This is a genomic window from Streptomyces sp. NPDC001156, from assembly GCF_053598275.1.
Genome location: NZ_JBSFJX010000057.1, coordinates 35,067 through 50,586, shown reverse-complemented (window position 1 = coordinate 50,586; position 15,520 = coordinate 35,067). Strand labels below are relative to the sequence as shown.

Here is a 15,520-nt window from a genome sequence, read left to right as displayed (position 1 = left end):
CGGCGGGGTGGTACGGCGCCGGCCCGGTGGCCGTGCACCCGCGCGGGTCATCGGCGCCCGTTCCGGGGCGCGCAGGGACGTGCGCGCCCCGGAACGGACCCCTTCCCCTCGAACGATCCCGTCCCGGTCCCGCACGACCACACGCACCACCTCCTTGACACCCACGTCAGAGCCGACGTGCAACCGACCGGAGGAGCCGCCGTGGCCGCCCACCCAGTTGACGAGAAGATCCCCACCCTCAAGATGGCGACCAGCGGTCTGCAAACGGGTCGGTGCGGGGCGTCCTCGCGGTGGCGCCCGTACCACGGCTTCGGCCGGGTCCCCGGCGCCCTAGGCGCCGGGACCCGGCCACGCCATGAGGTTGGCGAGCAGTTCGGCCTGCTCGACTGCGTCGTCGAGGGCGTGGTGCGTGTGGCGGCGCTTCGACAGGAGGTGACGCGGCATCGTGCCCTTGGCGACCGCCCGCAGGGGCAGGCCCGCCTTCGTCGCGTACAGCGTCTTCATGTCCAGGCAGCCGGAGTGCCCGAAGGGGCTCGCGCCGGTGAAGCGGATCAGGTACCAGTACAGGAACGTCCAGTCGTACGACGCCGGATAGCCGCACATCACCGGCTGCGCACCCGCGCTCACACGGCGCACCCAGTCGGCGAACTCGCCCAGCGCGGCGGCCGGTTCACTTCCCTCGCGCGTCAGCCGCTCCCGGTCCAGACCGCTCACAGCGAGCGCCTCGGGCACGAACTCCGCGCTGATCGGGAGCAGTTCGCGGTAGAAGGTGTGCTCCTCCGGGTCGGCCGCACTGAACCCGACCGCATCCTGGCGCCCGGCCACGGCGGCGCCGAGACTCAGCATGGAGTACGGCCCCGGGATCGGTCCGTCCGCCTCGATGTCCACGGAGATGTACACGCTCGGCTTGATCGTTCGTGGTGCCATGGCTGTGCAGCATGACAGCCGCGGGCGCCCGCTCGCATCCGGGATCCGTGTTGGTCGCCCCCCACGCTGTCACCCCGAACGGGGACGCAGCACGACCGCCGCCAGGACCAGCGCCCCCGCCGCGATCCCCGCCGCCACCCGGAAGGCCAGCCCGTAACCCGCCGCCGTGGCGGGGATCAGCCCCGCTCCCCGCTCGAGCAGTCCGCCGGTCCGGCCCGCCGCCAGCGTCGACAGCGTCGCGAGGCCCAGCGAACCGCCCACCACCTGCGTGGTGTTGAAGAGCCCGGACGCCAGCCCCGCGTCCTCCTCCCGCGCTCCCGACATCGCGAGTCCGGTCAGTGCGGGCATCGCGGCCGCGAACCCGGCGGCGAGCAGCAGCAGCGGCGGCAGTACGTCGGTGAGGTACGAACCGTCGACCGGAGCGCGGCTCAGCAGGCCCATCCCGGTGACGATGAGCACGAGCCCGGTCATGAGCACCCGGTACGCGCCGAACCGGGCGATGGTCCGTGCCGAGAGCCCCAGCATCAGTGCTCCGATCGCGACCGGCGCCGGCAGGAACGCGGTTCCGGTGGCCAGCTCGCTGTATCCGAGGACGCGTTGGAGGTAGAGCGCGCCGAGGAACTGGAAGCCGTACATGGTCCCGATCATCAGAACCTGGATGGCGTTCGCACCGGTCAGCAGCCGCGAGCGGAACAGACGCAGCCGCAGCAGCGGACGTGCGGCCCGTGTCTGCCGAAGGGTGAACGCCACGAAGAGGGTGAGCGCGAGCCCGGCGAGGAGCAGGTCCGCCGTCAGGCCGCGGCCTCCGGAGCCGACGATGGTGTACACGGTGAGCATCAGGGCACCGGTGACGAGGGCCGCCCCGGGGTAGTCGGCGCCGTTGCCGAGTCCGGCACCGCTGTCCGGGGCGAGGACCCGGACCGCAGCGAACCACGCGGCCACCCCGATCGGCAGGTTGATCAGGAAGATCCAGTGCCAGTTCAGGGCCTCGGTCAACGCGCCGCCGAGGAAGGTGCCGAGCGCCCCGCCCGCCGCTCCGACCGCGCTGAACACCGCGATGGCACGGGCCTGTTCACGCGGTTCGGGGAACAGCGCCACCAGCATGCCGAGCACCACGGCCGAGGCCATCGCCCCGCCGACGCCCTGCACGGCCCGCGCCGCGATCAGCACCGCCTGGCCGGTGGCGAGTCCGCACAGGAGGGAGGCGGCGGTGAACACCGCGAGTCCCGTCGCGAACATCCGCTTGCGGCCCACCAGGTCCCCGAGGCGGCCCACCAGCAGAAGCAGCCCGCCGAAGGGGATCAGGTACGCGTTGACGACCCAGGCGAGGCCCGGCCCGCTGAAGCCGAGGTCGCTCTGGATCGCGGGCATCGCCACCGTGACGATGTTGCCGTCCAGGATCGTCATCAGCGTCCCCGCGCACAGGACGACCAGTGACGCCCAGCGGGAGTACGTCCGGTGCGGCGATGTCCGGGCCGGTGACGGCGCCGGTGACTTGATTCCGGTCGACATGGCCTTGTGGCCTCCGCATTCTCCATGGGAACCATAGGTGCACGACTTGTAACGGGGTACATCGTGGGTGACCATGGAGGACGGCGTAAGGAGGCAGTCGGATGTCCCAGGGGAACACCGGTGTTACCGCGCAGGTCGTGAACGCGCATGCGTGCCCCGTCCGCGAGGTTCTTGACAGGGTGGCCGGGAAGTGGAGCGTGCAGATCCTCGTGGCCGCCGCGCACGGGCCGATCCGCTTCACCGAGCTGGAGCGCAGCATCGAGGGCATCAGTCGCCGCATGCTCACGCTGACCCTGCGCAATCTGGAGCGCGACGGACTCGTCACCCGCACCGTCCATCCGACGGTGCCGCCCAAGGTCGAGTACGAACTGACGCCCATCGCCGAGGAGTTGCACGCAACGCTGCTGTCCCTCACCGACTGGGCGGAACGGTACCGGGTGGCCATCGCCGAGGCGCGCGCGGTCTACGACGCCGAGCACCGCCCGGAGTTGCTCGACGCGTAGACCGCGGAACTCACAGGCCGAATGCCCCCGGCTCGTTCGCCATCGCCCGGAAGTGCCCCTGCGGGTCGGACACCAGCTTGCGCAGGTTGAGGTCCATCAGTCCGCCGACCGCCGTGACCTCGGCGGAGACCGTGCCGTCCGTCCTGCGGATCGTCTGCACGACCCGGAACGTCTTGCCCTCGCCCCACTCGAAGGCGCACGTCACCTCCACCTCGTCGCCCGCGCGCAGCTCCCGTAGATAGCGGATCGTCGTCTCCAGGACCACCGGCCCCACGCCCTTGGCGAGCAGCTCGGACGGGCTCACTCCGGCGGCCTGCAGCAGGCTCCAGCGTGCGTGCTCCGCGTACTGCAGATACACGCTCTGGTTCAGGTGCCCGAGGGCATCGGTCTCGTACCCGCGGACGGTGACGGCGACGGAGAACGGCTCCGCGGTGTGCTCGGCCATGCTCTTCCTCCAAGGTGACGGCAACGGACGTGCGAGCGTACGAATGTACGGCAGTGCCCCTGTGTGTTGATCACCCGGCCGCGGTCGGCTCCTCGGTACTCCGCGCGGTTCGCGCCAGGGGCTCATCCGGTTCATGTGCGCCGCGGTGATGCCAGCAGGTACCGCGCCCCGGTGCGCGGCTGCGTGTGCTCGCTCACCTGCCACCCGGCCTTCTCCAGCGTGGCCGCGCAGGCGTGCCGTGCCCCGAGGTCCTGTTCGTACACCGCGACCGCCTCCGGCTGCGGTGTCGCGCGTACCCGGTAGCCGTCGCCGTCGCCCGGGGCGGGCCGGTGTCCGGCCGCCTCCAGGGCGAGCGCCGCGGCCCGCACCAGATGGGCCCGCTCCCAGCCGCACGGGCGGTCCACGGCACCGTCCGGGTTGGTCATCCGGCGCAGTTCCAGCAGTCCTTCCCAGGCGCCGCGCACCTCGCGCAGCCGGGCGGGCCCGGTGTCCGGTGCGTCCTCGCCGCCGACGCGCGCGGCGAACACGCCGGAGTCGGACGGCGCCGGGTCCGCGGTCGGCTGTTCCGGGGGCGACTCGCGTATGCGATGGCCCGAGGGGGTCAGGAAGTGGTCGTGCGGCGGACGCGGATGCCGGAACGCGAGGCCTCGCTTCACCAGCGCGGCTAGCTGGGCGTCCGTCCCCCTGAGCCGGCCGGTCACGGGATCGGCCGCGTCGATGACACGCCGCTGCGCGGCGGTGGGCGGTCGGGTCACGGCGTGTTCCTTCCCCTGGGCGCACCGGGCGGGGGACCGGTGTCCTGGCCCCGGTCAGGGCACGTCCGGCCCCGCCTCTCCTTCCGAGACGGACCCATGGGAACAGTACGCGTCGGGTCTGACATTCCACCCGGCCACGACATGGCGCCGGTGCTCCGTGCCCAGCCGGCTCAGCGTGCCGGTGGAGAGCTGGAACAGCGCGCCCGACGACGCGGGCAGCCCGAGGCGCCGCGCCGTCAGCACCCGCAGGAAGTGGCCGTGCGAGACGACGACCACGCTGCCCTCCGCGTCGCCGAGCGCCGCGTCGATCTTGGCGAGCATGCGCTCCGCGCGCGCCCCGACCTCGTCCGGGCCCTCCCCGGGGTGCTCGGGCGGGCCGGGCGCCACACCGTCCGTGAAGAGGAACCAGTCCGGACGCGTCCGGTGGATCTCGTGGGTGGTGATCCCCTCGTACCCGCCGTAGTCCCACTCGGACAGGTCCGCGTCGACGCGCGCCCCGCCGATCCCAGCCAGCCGGGCCGTCTCGCGGGCCCGCTGCATCGGGCTGACGAACGCGGCGGCGATGTGGTGCCGCGCGATCAGCGGAGCCAGCCGGCGCGCCTGCTCCCGGCCGTTGTCGGTCAGCGGTACGTCGGTCCGCCCGGTGTGCCGCCCGGACAACGACCACTCGGTCTCACCGTGCCGGACGAGAATGAGGTCGCCCACGCCCTGCCCTTCCTGGCCCTTCCGCTTCCGTCTACCGGCACCGTGTCACACGGCCGTGGCGGCGCGCAGGACGAATTGAGCCAGACGGCCGTTCCCCTACTGGCGGTACCCGCTCAGGAACCGCCCGATCCGGCCGATCGCCGCCTCCAGGTCGTCCGCGTAGGGCAGCGTGAGGATGCGGAAGTGATCCGTGGCGGGCCAGTTGAAGCCCGTGCCCTGGACCACCTGGATCTTCTCGCGGAGCAGCAGGTCGAGGACGAACTTCTCGTCGTCGTGGATCCGGTGCACCTTCGGGTCCAGGCGCGGGAACGCGTAGAGCGCGCCCTTCGGCTTCACGCACGTCACTCCGGGGATCTCGTTGAGCTTCTCCCAGGCGCGGTCGCGCTGCTCGTGCAGGCGGCCGCCCGGCGCGGTCAGCTCGTGGATGGACTGGCGTCCGCCGAGCGCGGCCTGAATGGCGTACTGGGCGGGTGCGTTGGCGCACAGCCGCATGGAGGCCAGCATCGTCAGGCCCTCCAGATAGTTCCGCGCGTGCTGCTGCGGACCGGTCACCACCAGCCAGCCGGAGCGGAAGCCCGCCACCCGGTACGTCTTCGACAGGCCGCAGAAGGTGAGGACCACCAGGTCGGGGGCGAGCGCGGCGGCCGAGTGGTGCACGGCGTCGTCGTAGAGGATCTGGTCGTAGATCTCGTCCGCGAAGACCATCAGGCCGTGCCGGCGGGCGAGGTCGAGGATGCCCTCGAGGATCTCCTTCGGGTAGACGGCGCCCGTCGGGTTGTTGGGATTGATGATCACGACGGCCTTGGTGCGGTCCGTGATCTTCGACGCCATGTCGTCCAGGTCCGGGTACCAGTCGGCCTGTTCGTCGCACAGGTAGTGGACGGCCCGGCCGCCCGCGAGAGTCGTCACGGCCGTCCACAGGGGGAAGTCCGGTGCGGGGATGAGGATCTCGTCGCCGTCCTCCACCAGCGCCTGTACGGCCATCGAGACCAGCTCCGAGACGCCGTTGCCGAGGAAGACGTCGTCGACGCCCACCTCCAGGCCGCGCTCCTGATACCGCTGGGCCACGGCGCGGCGTGCGGAGAGGATGCCGCGCGAGTCGGTGTAGCCGTGCGCCTGCGGCAGCATCCGGATCATGTCCTGGAGGATCTCCTCCGGCGCCTCGAAGCCGAAGAGCGCGGGGTTGCCGGTGTTCAGGCGCAACACACTGTGGCCCGCCTCCTCCAGCGCGTCGGCGTGCTCGATCACCGGGCCGCGGATCTCGTAACAGACCTCGCTGAGCTTGCTCGACTGCCGGAACTCCATGCGTCGCTTCCCCTCCGCTAGCTGTGATGCTTGGTTTTACCAAGTGGGAGCTTGGAAAGTCCAACAACGTGTCTAGACTGCGTCGCATGTCACCTCGCCGAAGCTACGACCAGTACTGCTCCACGGCTCGGGCACTCGACGCCGTCGGCGACCGCTGGACCCTTCTGATCGTCCGTGAACTGCTCGCGGGACCGCGCCGCTACACCGATCTGCACGCGGACCTGCCGGGCGTGAGCACGGACGTGCTGGCGTCCCGGCTGAAGGACATGGAGCGCGACGGACTGGCCACGCGGCGCCGGCTGCCGCCGCCTTCCGCCGTGTTCGTGTACGAACTCACCGCTCGCGGCCGGGAGTTGCTTCCGGTGATCCAGGCGCTCGGCGCGTGGGGCGGGCCCGCGCTGGGGGAGCGCAGGCCGACGGACGCGGTGCGCGCGCACTGGTTCGCGCTGCCGCTGCTGGCTTCGCTGGAGGGGGAGGGCCTGGTCGAAGTCCACCTGGACGAGGGCGAGTTCCATCTGCGGCTCGGAGCCGAGGACGGCCCGGTGTACGGCGAGGGAGCCGCCCCCGAGGAGCCCGACGCCCGGCTCTCCCTCGACGCCGGCACCTGCGCCGCCCTGGGCCGAGGTGATGTGACGCTGAATCAGGCCGTACGCGCAGGCCGCGTGGAGGTGTCGGGGGACGGGACGCTGGCCAAGGCGCTGCGCGGGGACTGACCCGCGCGCGTGGCGTTTTCCGGCACCGTCAGCCGTCCGGGTGTGCTGCGCGGGCGTTCAGCGGGAAGGCCCGCCGTGCCGAGACGGCACGGTGGGCCTCCGCTTGCCCCGAATGGTGCCTCAGGCGCCCGGCGGCACCCGGTACGGACGTCCCGAACCACGCGTCAGCGCGTATCCGCCGATGCCCGCGAGGGCCGCGAGGATGCCGCCGACCGCGGTCCACACCCAGCGGTCGGACCACCAGCCGGAGGCCCAGCCGTCGTCGGGCTTCAGCGAGGACAGCACGGCCGAGTCCGACTCGGGCGACTGCTGCTGTGAGGTGGTGGTCGCGATCCCCGGTACCAGCGGCTGCGCGAGCGAACCGTCCACGGCCGCCGAGCCGCCGATCTCCTTGGATTCGACCTGGAGTGCGGCGTTCACCGGCATGCCGAGGTCCGCGGCACCGAGGCCCACGGCCGTCAGCCGGACGTAGTACGTGCCCGGCAGCGGGTCGTCGGACCACTGCTCCGACCAGGCGCGGACCGTGCGCAGCGTGCAGGACAGGTTCGCGGAGGACGCACCCTGCGCCGCCGTGCGCGTCTGCGTGCCGTACTGGCAGGCCTGGCGGCGGCGCAGCCCGTCGTACACGTCCAACTGCCAGGTCTGCGTCCCGCTCTGGGACGCCGAGGGCAGCTTCACCGTCGCCTTCACGGTGGGGCGCTGTCCCGCGTCCGCGGGGAACGACCAGTACAGGTAGTCACCGGTGGAGGCGCTCGCCGTGGCCTGCTGGCCCTGTTCGATCTCCGTCGCCGTACGGAACGACGTGCCCGCCGAGGTGGGCGCGGCGCTGTCGCCGGACGCGCTCGGGGACGGTGAGGAGTCGGCGAGAGCCGGGGAGACGGAGGCGCCCAGCAGCAGGGCCGCCGCGGTCAGAATCGTTCCGATACGCATCAGTTGGTCCTCCAGACCGCGAGCCGCCAGCGGGAAATCCAGCCCCACAGAACACCCGCGAGGAAGCCGGTCAGGACCAGGGCGCCGAGCAGCCACCAGCCACGGCCGAGGCCGAAGGAGGCGACGTCGCCCGCCTGGTCGGGCCCGTCGACGACGTCGACGGTCAGCTCCAGCGGAAACCCGGGCGTCGTCTTCACACCGGCCGCGGGCGAGAAGGAGTTGGCGACCTGGAGACACACCGTCTCGGCGGGTGCGTCCTCCTCGTCGCTCTTCGCCTTCGGATAGCGCAGACCCGTCGACATGACGTCCGTACGGCCGGAGCCCGTCGCCTCGCCGCGCACGATCTCACGCCCGTGCGAGCTGATCGCCCGCAGCGTCACCCCGTAGTCCGGGTTCACCTGCCGGTCGTCGGCCACGCTCACGGAGGCCCGCAGCTCCTGACCGGGCGCCACGTCCACACGGTAGAAGCGGTGCTGACCGATCTCCTCGCGGTCCGTGTAGAGGCCGGACTTCAGCGTGGGCGCCGTCGCGCACTGCCCGGTGCCCTCCACGGCGACCGGTGTGACCACCTTGTCCGCCGTGCGGTCCACCAACTGGTTGACCTTGTCGGAGAGCTGCTCCTTGTGCTGCACCGAGGTGTAGGTGCCGCCGGTGGCCTCGGCGATGCAGCTGAGCTGCTTGCTGAGCTTGGCGTTCGGCACGAGGCCCAGGGTGTCGATGGTCAGCCCGATTCCCTTGGCCGCGATCTCGCGGGCCACTTCGCAGGGGTCGAGCGGGGCGCAGGTGTCCTCACCGTCGCTGATGAGGACGATGCGGCGCGAGCCGTTGCCGCCGTTGAGGTCGTCCGCGGCCTTCAGGAGGGCGGGGCCGATCGGGGTCCAGCCGGTGGGCTGGAGCGTGGCCACGGCCGTCTTGGCCTCGGTCCGGTTCAGCGGCCCCACCGGGTAGAGCTGCGCGGTGTCCTTGCAGCCGGTCTTCTGGTCGTTGCCCGGGTAGTTGGCGCCCAGCGTCCGGATGCCCAGCTGCACCTCCTCCGGTGTCGCGTCGAGCACCTCGTTGAAGGCCTGCTTCGCCGCAGCCATCCGCGAGCCGCCGTCGATGTCCTGCGCCCGCATGGAGCCGCTGACGTCGAGGACGAGATCGACTTTGGGTGCGTCCTGGGCCGTCGTCTCGTCGGCGACGGCGCCGGCCGGGACGGCCATCCCGGCCGCCAGGGCGGCGAGCAGGGCACAGACACCCGTCGCCAACCGTTTTCTTGTGATCATCGGCGGATCCTATTGATCAGAAGCCGCGCGCTTCAAAACGAGCCGTGGAACCTTGGTGGTCTAATCGAACAACCCCGCCAGACGGGCCCGGTAGAGCACCGCGATGGTGAAGGCGTCGGTGATGTCTCCCGTACGCACCATCTCCTCCGCCTCGGCGCAGGTGACGACCTCCGCCCGGCGGATCCCCTCATACTGCTCCAGCTGGCCGAGCTTCCCAGCGCTTCCCAGGTCTGGTCGCCGGTAGTCGCGGAGAACACCGAACCGCCCAGGGTGACCACGACCTCGATGACGGGGACCACCGACTGGTTCCGATCCGCTGCCCGCGCGCCGCCGCGAGTTCCACGATGGCCCGGTCGACCCGGACGTAGTGGTCGCAGACACGTCCCACCTGGTCGTGGAAGGCCAACGGGACGGCGGTCAGCGCGCCGAAGGCCCTGATGTAGGCGCAGGCCGTCGCGGTCACGGACCCGCCCCGGTCAGCGGGTTCGGCAGCAGCGTCCACAGATCGCCGGGCCGCTGCGGGGACAACCGCATCAGGGTCAGGGCCTTGGTGGGCAGAGGCTCCGCACACAGCGCCGTCAGATCGGCCGTGCGCGGCAGGTCCTGCACGGCCGGCTCCAACGCCTCACGCAGCACGGGGGCCGACCCCGCGGCCGAGGCCAGCGCGCCCGCCACGAGCGAGCCGAACAGCTTGCGGCGCAGGGTCGTCTCGTCGTCCGTGACCATCCGGCCGGCCAGGTCCGGGGCCTTGATGCCATGCCGGGCCAGCCGGGCCGGGCTCACCCGGATGTCGGCGAGGTCGCGGTAGACCAGCCGTCGTGGGGCGCCCGTGGGTGAGAGCACGACCAGCAGGTTCTGGCCGTGCGCCTCCAGCGCCACCCCCAGGTCCAGCAGGCGCAGCCCCACGGTCAGGGCGAGACGGGTGAACGCGGCGAACCAGGCCGCGGAGGAGGGCAGGCCGGTGAGCGGCAGAGCGGCGACCGGGACCACCCGTTCACCGATCGCCGTGTCCGTGTGGGTCTCGGGTGACTCGCGCAGCACCGCCGCGAGGTCGGGGGAGTGCGCGCTGACCGCCCCGAGGGTGCGGGTGACGTGCAGCAGGCCGTCGGTGCGCGCGGCGATCGACCCCACGAAGTCGGAGACGGTGAGCGACGTCTCGACGGACTGCACCGAGATGTCCCGCACCGAGGACGTCAGCCGTGCGCTGAGCGCCGTCTTCACATGCGGGCCGTCGTCGGGCAGGGCCAGCGTCCGCAGCGACATCAGCGGATGGGCGGTCGGTCCCTCCTGCGCCGGCATCCCGAGTACGTGCGCGGTCTGCCAGGGATGGACCGGGACCAGTGGGCGCCTGCCGTCCAGCAGCCACTTCGGCCACTCGCCCCGTACGAGACCCCCGTCGTCCAGGGGGACCAGACCGAGGCGTACCAGCGGCCGGTGCTCGGGCCCGTAGGCGAGCTGCTCGGCGACCGAGAAGCCCGGCCGCGACCGGCAGTTGGGGTGGAACGGGTGCCCGTCGACCACCCGCTGCTCCCACGCCCAGCTCGTCACCGGTTCCCCGGTGTCCTGTGGCCGGTCGGCCCGGGACAGTGCGAGCGAGGCGGAGCTGTGGTCGAGTTCGGCGGCGAACGACTCGCCGTGGGGGACGCCGAGCGCCCTGACCAGCGCGCCCGGGCGGTCGTACGCCCGTCCCTCGAGCCGCACCTCGGTCACGTACGCGGCGGTCGCGCAGGGGTCGGCGAGCGGCCCGTGCAGCCTGCGCCCGTCGGTCAGTCGGAGCGTGAGCCCCCCGGCCGCCGGCTCCCGGCGCGCGATCCACGGCAGCGGCTCATGGGCCAGCGCCCGCCACAGGCGCGACAGGACGGCCGAGCGGGCACCGGGGAGCGCGGCCGCGTACGACGCCGACAGGTCGGGCCGTACGGCGTCGAGCTCGGCGGCGAGCTCGGTCTCGGCCGAAGGAGAAGGGGGCACGGTCTGGCTCCTCGGGGGCTGGGTGCGGATCGTGGTCAAGGACCACCAAAGACATACTGATCGCCAGTGCCCGTACGGAACGAATGGACCACCGTGGACCCCATGCACCACAGGGACGAGGTCCCCGAGCGCGCGGACGCCTACGCGGCGGCGCCGCTGCTCAACTGCCTGCTGCGGGAGGCGGCGGAGCCCGCCGGTGAACAGGGTGTCCACCGCCTGCGGGCCGGCGGCCGGCTGCTCCGGGTCCGCGGCGAGCGCCGGCCCCATGACCCCGAGGTGTACGCCGACGGCTGCTGGCACCCGCTCACCCATGCCGAACTGGTCAAACTCACCGCCGACGAGCTGCGCCGCGCCACCGGCCTGTCCAATCCCGAACTGCCGGGCGAGATGCTCGACAGCCGGGAGGCGGTGGCCGCCATCCTGACGACCCGCGCCCGCGCGACGGCGCCGGAGGACCCATATGTGCGTTCCGAACAGTCCCTGATCATGGGACACCCCCACCACCCCGCCCCCAAGGCGCGCGGCGGCGGGCCCGTGGCGAGCTGGCTGCCCTACGCTCCCGAGGCGTACGCCCGCTTCCCGCTCACCCTTCTGGGTGTCCGCGAGGACGCCGTGGTGGAGGAGGGCGACATGACGGCGCTCGACGCCCTCGGCACCGCACCGCGCGGCTACCGGCTGCTGCCCGCGCACCCCTGGCAGCTCGGCCTGGTCGCCGGCCGCCCGGAGATCCAGCAGGCGTTCGCGGACGGGCGCCTGGTCAGGCTCGGCGCGACCGCACGGCCCGTGACGCCGACGGCCGCGATCCGTACGGTGTACGTCCCCGACGACGACCTGTTCGTCAAGTTCAGCCTTGATGTGCGGATCACCAACGACATCCGCCGGCTGTGGCGCCACGACCTGCTCGAGCTGCGGCGCACGGACGAGGCCGTGGCCCGCGCGTTCGCGGCGACCCAGGGCCCGGCGGCCTGGCTGAGCGACCGCGGCTACCGCACGGCCGATTTCGCATTCGAGGAACTGGCCGTGCTGGTCCGTGACGGCCTGCGTCGGCACGTCCTGCCCGGCGCCACCCCGCTGCTCGCCGCCGGCCTGGTGGAGGGCTTCGAGGGCAGCCCGCTCGACGCGCTCAGCGACCCGGAGGCCTGGTGGACGGCGTATCTGCGCCAGGTCGTCCCGCCCACCCTGGAGGCGTTCGAGCGGCAGGGTGTCGTCCTGGAGGCGCACCTGCAGAACACGCTCGTCGCGGTGGACGCCTCCGGTCTGCCGGTCCAGGCGCTGTTCCGGGACGCGGAGGGCGTGAAGCTCCTGACGGACGTGTCGCGTCAGGCGGGCTGGGAGCGGCTGGTCTACTGCCTGGTCGTCAACAACCTCTCGGAACTGGCGGCGCTGCTGACCGAACGCCACCCCGGGTGGAACCCCTGGCCCGCCGCCCGCGCCGAGCTCGCCCGCCACCCGGTCCCCGAGATCCCCGGCCTGCTGGCCGCGCCCACCCTCCCCGGCAAGACCAACCTCCTGCTGCGCTGGACCGGCGCGGACGGCGCCGACGCGCGCTATCTGCCACTGCCCAACCCGCTGGCCTGCCGGTGAACGCCCGCCGGCGGGGCCGGCGGGCAGGCGATCTCCGCGGGCCCCTGCGAGCGGCTGTCCTACAGTGGCCGGTGTGCTGCGCGACGTGACTGCTGTTCGATACGTGAACCCACTCCGGTCCGGCGGCTCCGTGCCCGGAGTCGTCGAGGCCGACGACCTGGGGACGTACGTCGTGAAGTTCACCGGTTCCGCGCAGGGCGTGAAGGCGCTGGTCGCCGAGGTGATCGTCGGGGAGCTGGCCCGCAGGCTCGGACTGCGCGTGCCCGAACTGGTCCTCGCCCACTTCGACCCGGCCATCGCCGCGCACGAACCGCACCAGGAGGTGCGCGACCTGCTGAACGCGAGCCCCGGTCTCAACCTCGGCATGGACTACCTCCCCGGCGCCCGGGACTTCACCCCCGAGGTCGCCCGGGCCTGCACCGTCGACCCGGTGGAGGCGGGCAGGATCGTCTGGCTGGACGCGCTGACCGTGAACGTCGACCGCACCGTGCACAGCTCCAACCTCATGGTCTGGCCCACCTTCGGCACCGCACCCCCGCGGCTGTGGCTGATCGACCACGGCGCCGCCCTCGTCTTCCACCACCGCTGGGACGCCTCGGCGCCGGACAAGGCGTACGACTTCCGGCACCACGCCCTCGGCCACTTCGCCCCGGACATGCGGGCCGCCGAGGACCAGCTCGCGCCCAAGGTGACCGAGGAGCTGTTGCGCGAGGTCACCGGGGAAGTGCCGGACGCCTGGCTGGCCGGAGAGCCGGGCTTCGCGACGCCCGGAGAGGTCAGGGACGCCTACGTCGACTACCTCCTGGCCCGGGTCAAGGCCTCGGAGGCCTGGCTGCCCACCGACTTCCCCACCCGGGAGGAGCTCGCCGCCGAGGAGGCCCGGCGCGCGGCGCGGACCCAGCAGGGCCGGCCGGACTGGCTGAAGCGGGTCCCGGACCTGCACGGCAAGCCGGCCGCGGAACAGGATTGGTCGGTGCATCTGGGATGACGGACACCGCCGGCGCGATGACCCATCGCGTCCAGATCGAGTACTGCACCCAGTGCCGGTGGCTACCCCGCGCGGCCTGGCTGGCGCAGGAACTGCTGACCACGTTCGAGAACGAGCTGACGGAGCTCGCCCTCAAGCCGGGCAAGGGCGGTGTCTTCGTCGTCCGGGTGGACGACGAGGTCGTCTGGGACCGCCGTGAGCAGGGCTTCCCCGAGCCCACGGCGGTCAAGCGCCTGGTGCGCGACCGAGTGGCCCCGGGAAAGCCCCTCGGCCACTCGGACAGGGCGGCGGAGTAGGTCAGCCGGCGAGCTGCTCGTACGCGGGGAGGGTGAGGAAGTCTGCGTAGTCCTCGTCGAGCGCCACCTTCAGGAGCAGGTCGTGGGCCTGCTGCCAGTGGCCGGCCGCGAAGGCGTCCTCGCCGATCTCGGCCCGGATGTTCGCGAGCTCCTCGGCGGCGACCCTGCGGGCGAGCTCGGCGGTCGCCTTCTCGCCGTTCTCGAACTCGACGCCCGCGTTGATCCACTGCCAGATCTGCGAGCGGGAGATCTCGGCGGTGGCCGCGTCCTCCATCAGGTTGAAGATGGCGACCGCGCCGAGACCCCGCAGCCAGGCCTCGATGTAGCGGATGCCGACCTGGACCGCGTTGACCAGGCCCGCGTACGTCGGCTTGGCGTCCAGGGAGTCGACGGCGATCAGATCGGCCGCCTTGACGTCCACGTCCTCGCGCAGCCGGTCCTTCTGGTGGGGCCGGTCGCCGAGGACCCGGTCGAAGGACGCCATGGCGATCGGCACCAGGTCCGGGTGGGCGACCCAGGAGCCGTCGAAGCCGTCGTTCGCCTCGCGGTCCTTGTCGGCCTTGACCTTCTCGAAGGCGACCCGGTTGACCTCCTCGTCGCGGCGGGAGGGGATGAACGCCGCCATGCCGCCGATCGCGTGGGCGCCGCGCTTGTGGCAGGTGCGCACGAGGAGTTCGGTGTACGCGCGCATGAACGGGGCCGTCATGGTGACCGCGTTGCGGTCCGGGAGGACGAACTTGGGGCCGCCGTCGCGGAAGTTCTTGACGATGGAGAAGAGGTAGTCCCAGCGGCCCGCGTTCAACCCCGATGCGTGGTCGCGGAGTTCGTAGAGAATCTCCTCCATCTCGTACGCCGCTGTGATCGTCTCGATCAGGACGGTGGCGCGGACGGTGCCCTGCGGGATACCGACGTAATCCTGCGCGAAGACGAAGACGTCGTTCCACAGGCGCGCCTCCAGGTGGGACTCCGTCTTCGGGAGGTAGAAGTAGGGGCCCTTGCCGAGGTCGAGCAGGCGCTGCGCGTTGTGGAAGAAGTACAGGCCGAAGTCGACCAGGGCGCCGGGCATCGGCTGTCCGTCGACCAGGAGGTGACGCTCATTCAGATGCCAGCCGCGCGGACGCGTCACGACCGTGGCGAGCTCCTCGGCCGGGCGCAGGGCGTAGGTCTTCCCGCTCGCCGGGTCCGTGAAGTCGATGTTCCGGGTGTAGGCGTCGATCAGGTTGAGCTGGCCGAGGACCACGTTCTCCCAGGTGGGCGCCGAGGCGTCCTCGAAGTCCGCGAGCCACACCTTCGCGCCCGAGTTGAGGGCGTTGATGGTCATCTTGCGGTCGGTGGGGCCGGTGATCTCGACACGGCGGTCGTCGAGGGCCGGGGGCGCGGGGGCGACCTTCCAGGAGTCGTCCGCGCGGATCGCCGCGGTCTCCGGCAGGAAGTCGAGGGCCGAGGTGCGGGCGATCTCGGCGCGGCGCTCGGCCCGGCGGGCCAGCAGCTCGTCACGCCGAGGTGTGAACCGGCGGTGCAGCTCGGCCACGAAGGCGAGGGCCGCTTCCGTGAGGACCTCGTCCTGCCGCGGCAGGAGCTCGGCCTCGACGACGACCGGCGACGGCGCTGATGCGGACATGAG

15 protein-coding genes are annotated in these 15,520 nt (G+C 72.0%); 5 read left to right on the top strand and 10 right to left on the bottom strand.

Features of this window, described 5'->3' with window-relative positions; translation table 11 throughout:
- Positions 1 to 330: 330 nt before the first annotated feature.
- Both ACWDA7_RS25320 and ACWDA7_RS25315 read right to left on the bottom strand, forming a co-directional pair.
- Entirely contained in the window at positions 331 to 927 is a 597-nt protein-coding gene (locus ACWDA7_RS25320; protein WP_450606473.1) for a 3'-5' exonuclease, read from the bottom strand.
- 69 nt (positions 928 to 996) lie between these two features.
- On the bottom strand, positions 997 to 2,439 hold the full coding sequence (locus tag ACWDA7_RS25315; protein ID WP_450606472.1) for an MFS transporter: 1,443 nt from the start codon (positions 2,437 to 2,439) through the stop codon (positions 997 to 999).
- 101 nt (positions 2,440 to 2,540) lie between these two features.
- Here ACWDA7_RS25315 and ACWDA7_RS25310 point away from each other — a divergent pair, with 101 nt between their 5' ends.
- Positions 2,541 to 2,942 (top strand): winged helix-turn-helix transcriptional regulator, encoded by a 402-nt coding sequence (locus ACWDA7_RS25310; protein ID WP_450606471.1) that lies wholly within the window; start codon positions 2,541 to 2,543, stop codon positions 2,940 to 2,942.
- Positions 2,943 to 2,952: 10 nt separating this feature from the next.
- Here the strand turns inward: ACWDA7_RS25310 and ACWDA7_RS25305 are convergent, their stop codons facing one another.
- The 4 genes from ACWDA7_RS25305 to ACWDA7_RS25290 all read right to left on the bottom strand — a co-directional run bounded on the left by ACWDA7_RS25305 (position 2,953) and on the right by ACWDA7_RS25290 (position 6,152).
- Positions 2,953 to 3,387 carry an acyl-CoA thioesterase gene (locus tag ACWDA7_RS25305; RefSeq protein ID WP_450606470.1) on the bottom strand — a complete coding sequence of 145 codons (435 nt, stop codon included), beginning with the start codon at positions 3,385 to 3,387 and terminating at the stop codon, positions 2,953 to 2,955.
- Positions 3,388 to 3,518: 131 nt separating this feature from the next.
- Entirely contained in the window at positions 3,519 to 4,142 is a 624-nt protein-coding gene (locus tag ACWDA7_RS25300; protein ID WP_432934261.1) for a hypothetical protein, read from the bottom strand.
- Positions 4,143 to 4,196: 54 nt separating this feature from the next.
- Positions 4,197 to 4,847 carry a histidine phosphatase family protein gene (locus tag ACWDA7_RS25295; protein ID WP_450606469.1) on the bottom strand — a complete coding sequence of 217 codons (651 nt, stop codon included), beginning with the start codon at positions 4,845 to 4,847 and terminating at the stop codon, positions 4,197 to 4,199.
- A gap of 96 nt (positions 4,848 to 4,943) precedes the next feature.
- Positions 4,944 to 6,152: a pyridoxal phosphate-dependent aminotransferase gene (locus ACWDA7_RS25290; RefSeq protein ID WP_359403834.1), complete on the bottom strand. Its 1,209-nt coding sequence runs from the start codon at positions 6,150 to 6,152 to the stop codon at positions 4,944 to 4,946.
- Between the two features lie 86 nt (positions 6,153 to 6,238).
- On the opposite strand from ACWDA7_RS25290, the gene ACWDA7_RS25285 reads away from it, so the two are divergent.
- Entirely contained in the window at positions 6,239 to 6,865 is a 627-nt protein-coding gene (locus tag ACWDA7_RS25285) for a winged helix-turn-helix transcriptional regulator (protein ID WP_450606468.1), read from the top strand.
- Positions 6,866 to 6,985: 120 nt separating this feature from the next.
- Here the strand turns inward: ACWDA7_RS25285 and ACWDA7_RS25280 are convergent, their stop codons facing one another.
- From ACWDA7_RS25280 to ACWDA7_RS25270, 3 genes are all read right to left on the bottom strand, one after another.
- The gene (locus ACWDA7_RS25280; RefSeq protein WP_450606467.1) at positions 6,986 to 7,795 is read right to left on the bottom strand and encodes a hypothetical protein; all 810 of its coding nucleotides are present in this window, start codon (positions 7,793 to 7,795) and stop codon (positions 6,986 to 6,988) included.
- Complete coding sequence (locus ACWDA7_RS25275; protein ID WP_450606466.1) at positions 7,795 to 9,060, bottom strand: VWA domain-containing protein; 1,266 nt, start codon at positions 9,058 to 9,060, stop codon at positions 7,795 to 7,797. Before ACWDA7_RS25275 ends, ACWDA7_RS25280 begins: the two co-directional genes overlap by 1 nt.
- Before the next feature lie 459 nt (positions 9,061 to 9,519).
- Positions 9,520 to 11,028: an IucA/IucC family protein gene (locus tag ACWDA7_RS25270; protein ID WP_450606465.1), complete on the bottom strand. Its 1,509-nt coding sequence runs from the start codon at positions 11,026 to 11,028 to the stop codon at positions 9,520 to 9,522.
- Positions 11,029 to 11,130: 102 nt separating this feature from the next.
- Between ACWDA7_RS25270 and ACWDA7_RS25265 the strand changes: the two genes are divergently transcribed.
- From ACWDA7_RS25265 to ACWDA7_RS25255, 3 genes are all read left to right on the top strand, one after another.
- Complete coding sequence (locus ACWDA7_RS25265) at positions 11,131 to 12,612, top strand: IucA/IucC family protein (protein ID WP_450606464.1); 1,482 nt, start codon at positions 11,131 to 11,133, stop codon at positions 12,610 to 12,612.
- 73 nt (positions 12,613 to 12,685) lie between these two features.
- Positions 12,686 to 13,600 (top strand): HipA family kinase, encoded by a 915-nt coding sequence (locus ACWDA7_RS25260; RefSeq protein WP_450606463.1) that lies wholly within the window; start codon positions 12,686 to 12,688, stop codon positions 13,598 to 13,600.
- A 17-nt stretch (positions 13,601 to 13,617) separates the two neighbouring features.
- Positions 13,618 to 13,896, top strand: a complete 279-nt coding sequence (locus ACWDA7_RS25255) for a SelT/SelW/SelH family protein (RefSeq protein ID WP_450606478.1) — start codon at positions 13,618 to 13,620, stop codon at positions 13,894 to 13,896.
- Between the two features lies 1 nt (position 13,897).
- On the opposite strand, the gene aceB is transcribed toward ACWDA7_RS25255, so the two are convergent.
- Positions 13,898 to 15,517, bottom strand: a complete 1,620-nt coding sequence (gene aceB, locus ACWDA7_RS25250; protein ID WP_450606462.1) for a malate synthase A — start codon at positions 15,515 to 15,517, stop codon at positions 13,898 to 13,900.
- Between the last annotated feature and the right edge of the window lie 3 nt (positions 15,518 to 15,520).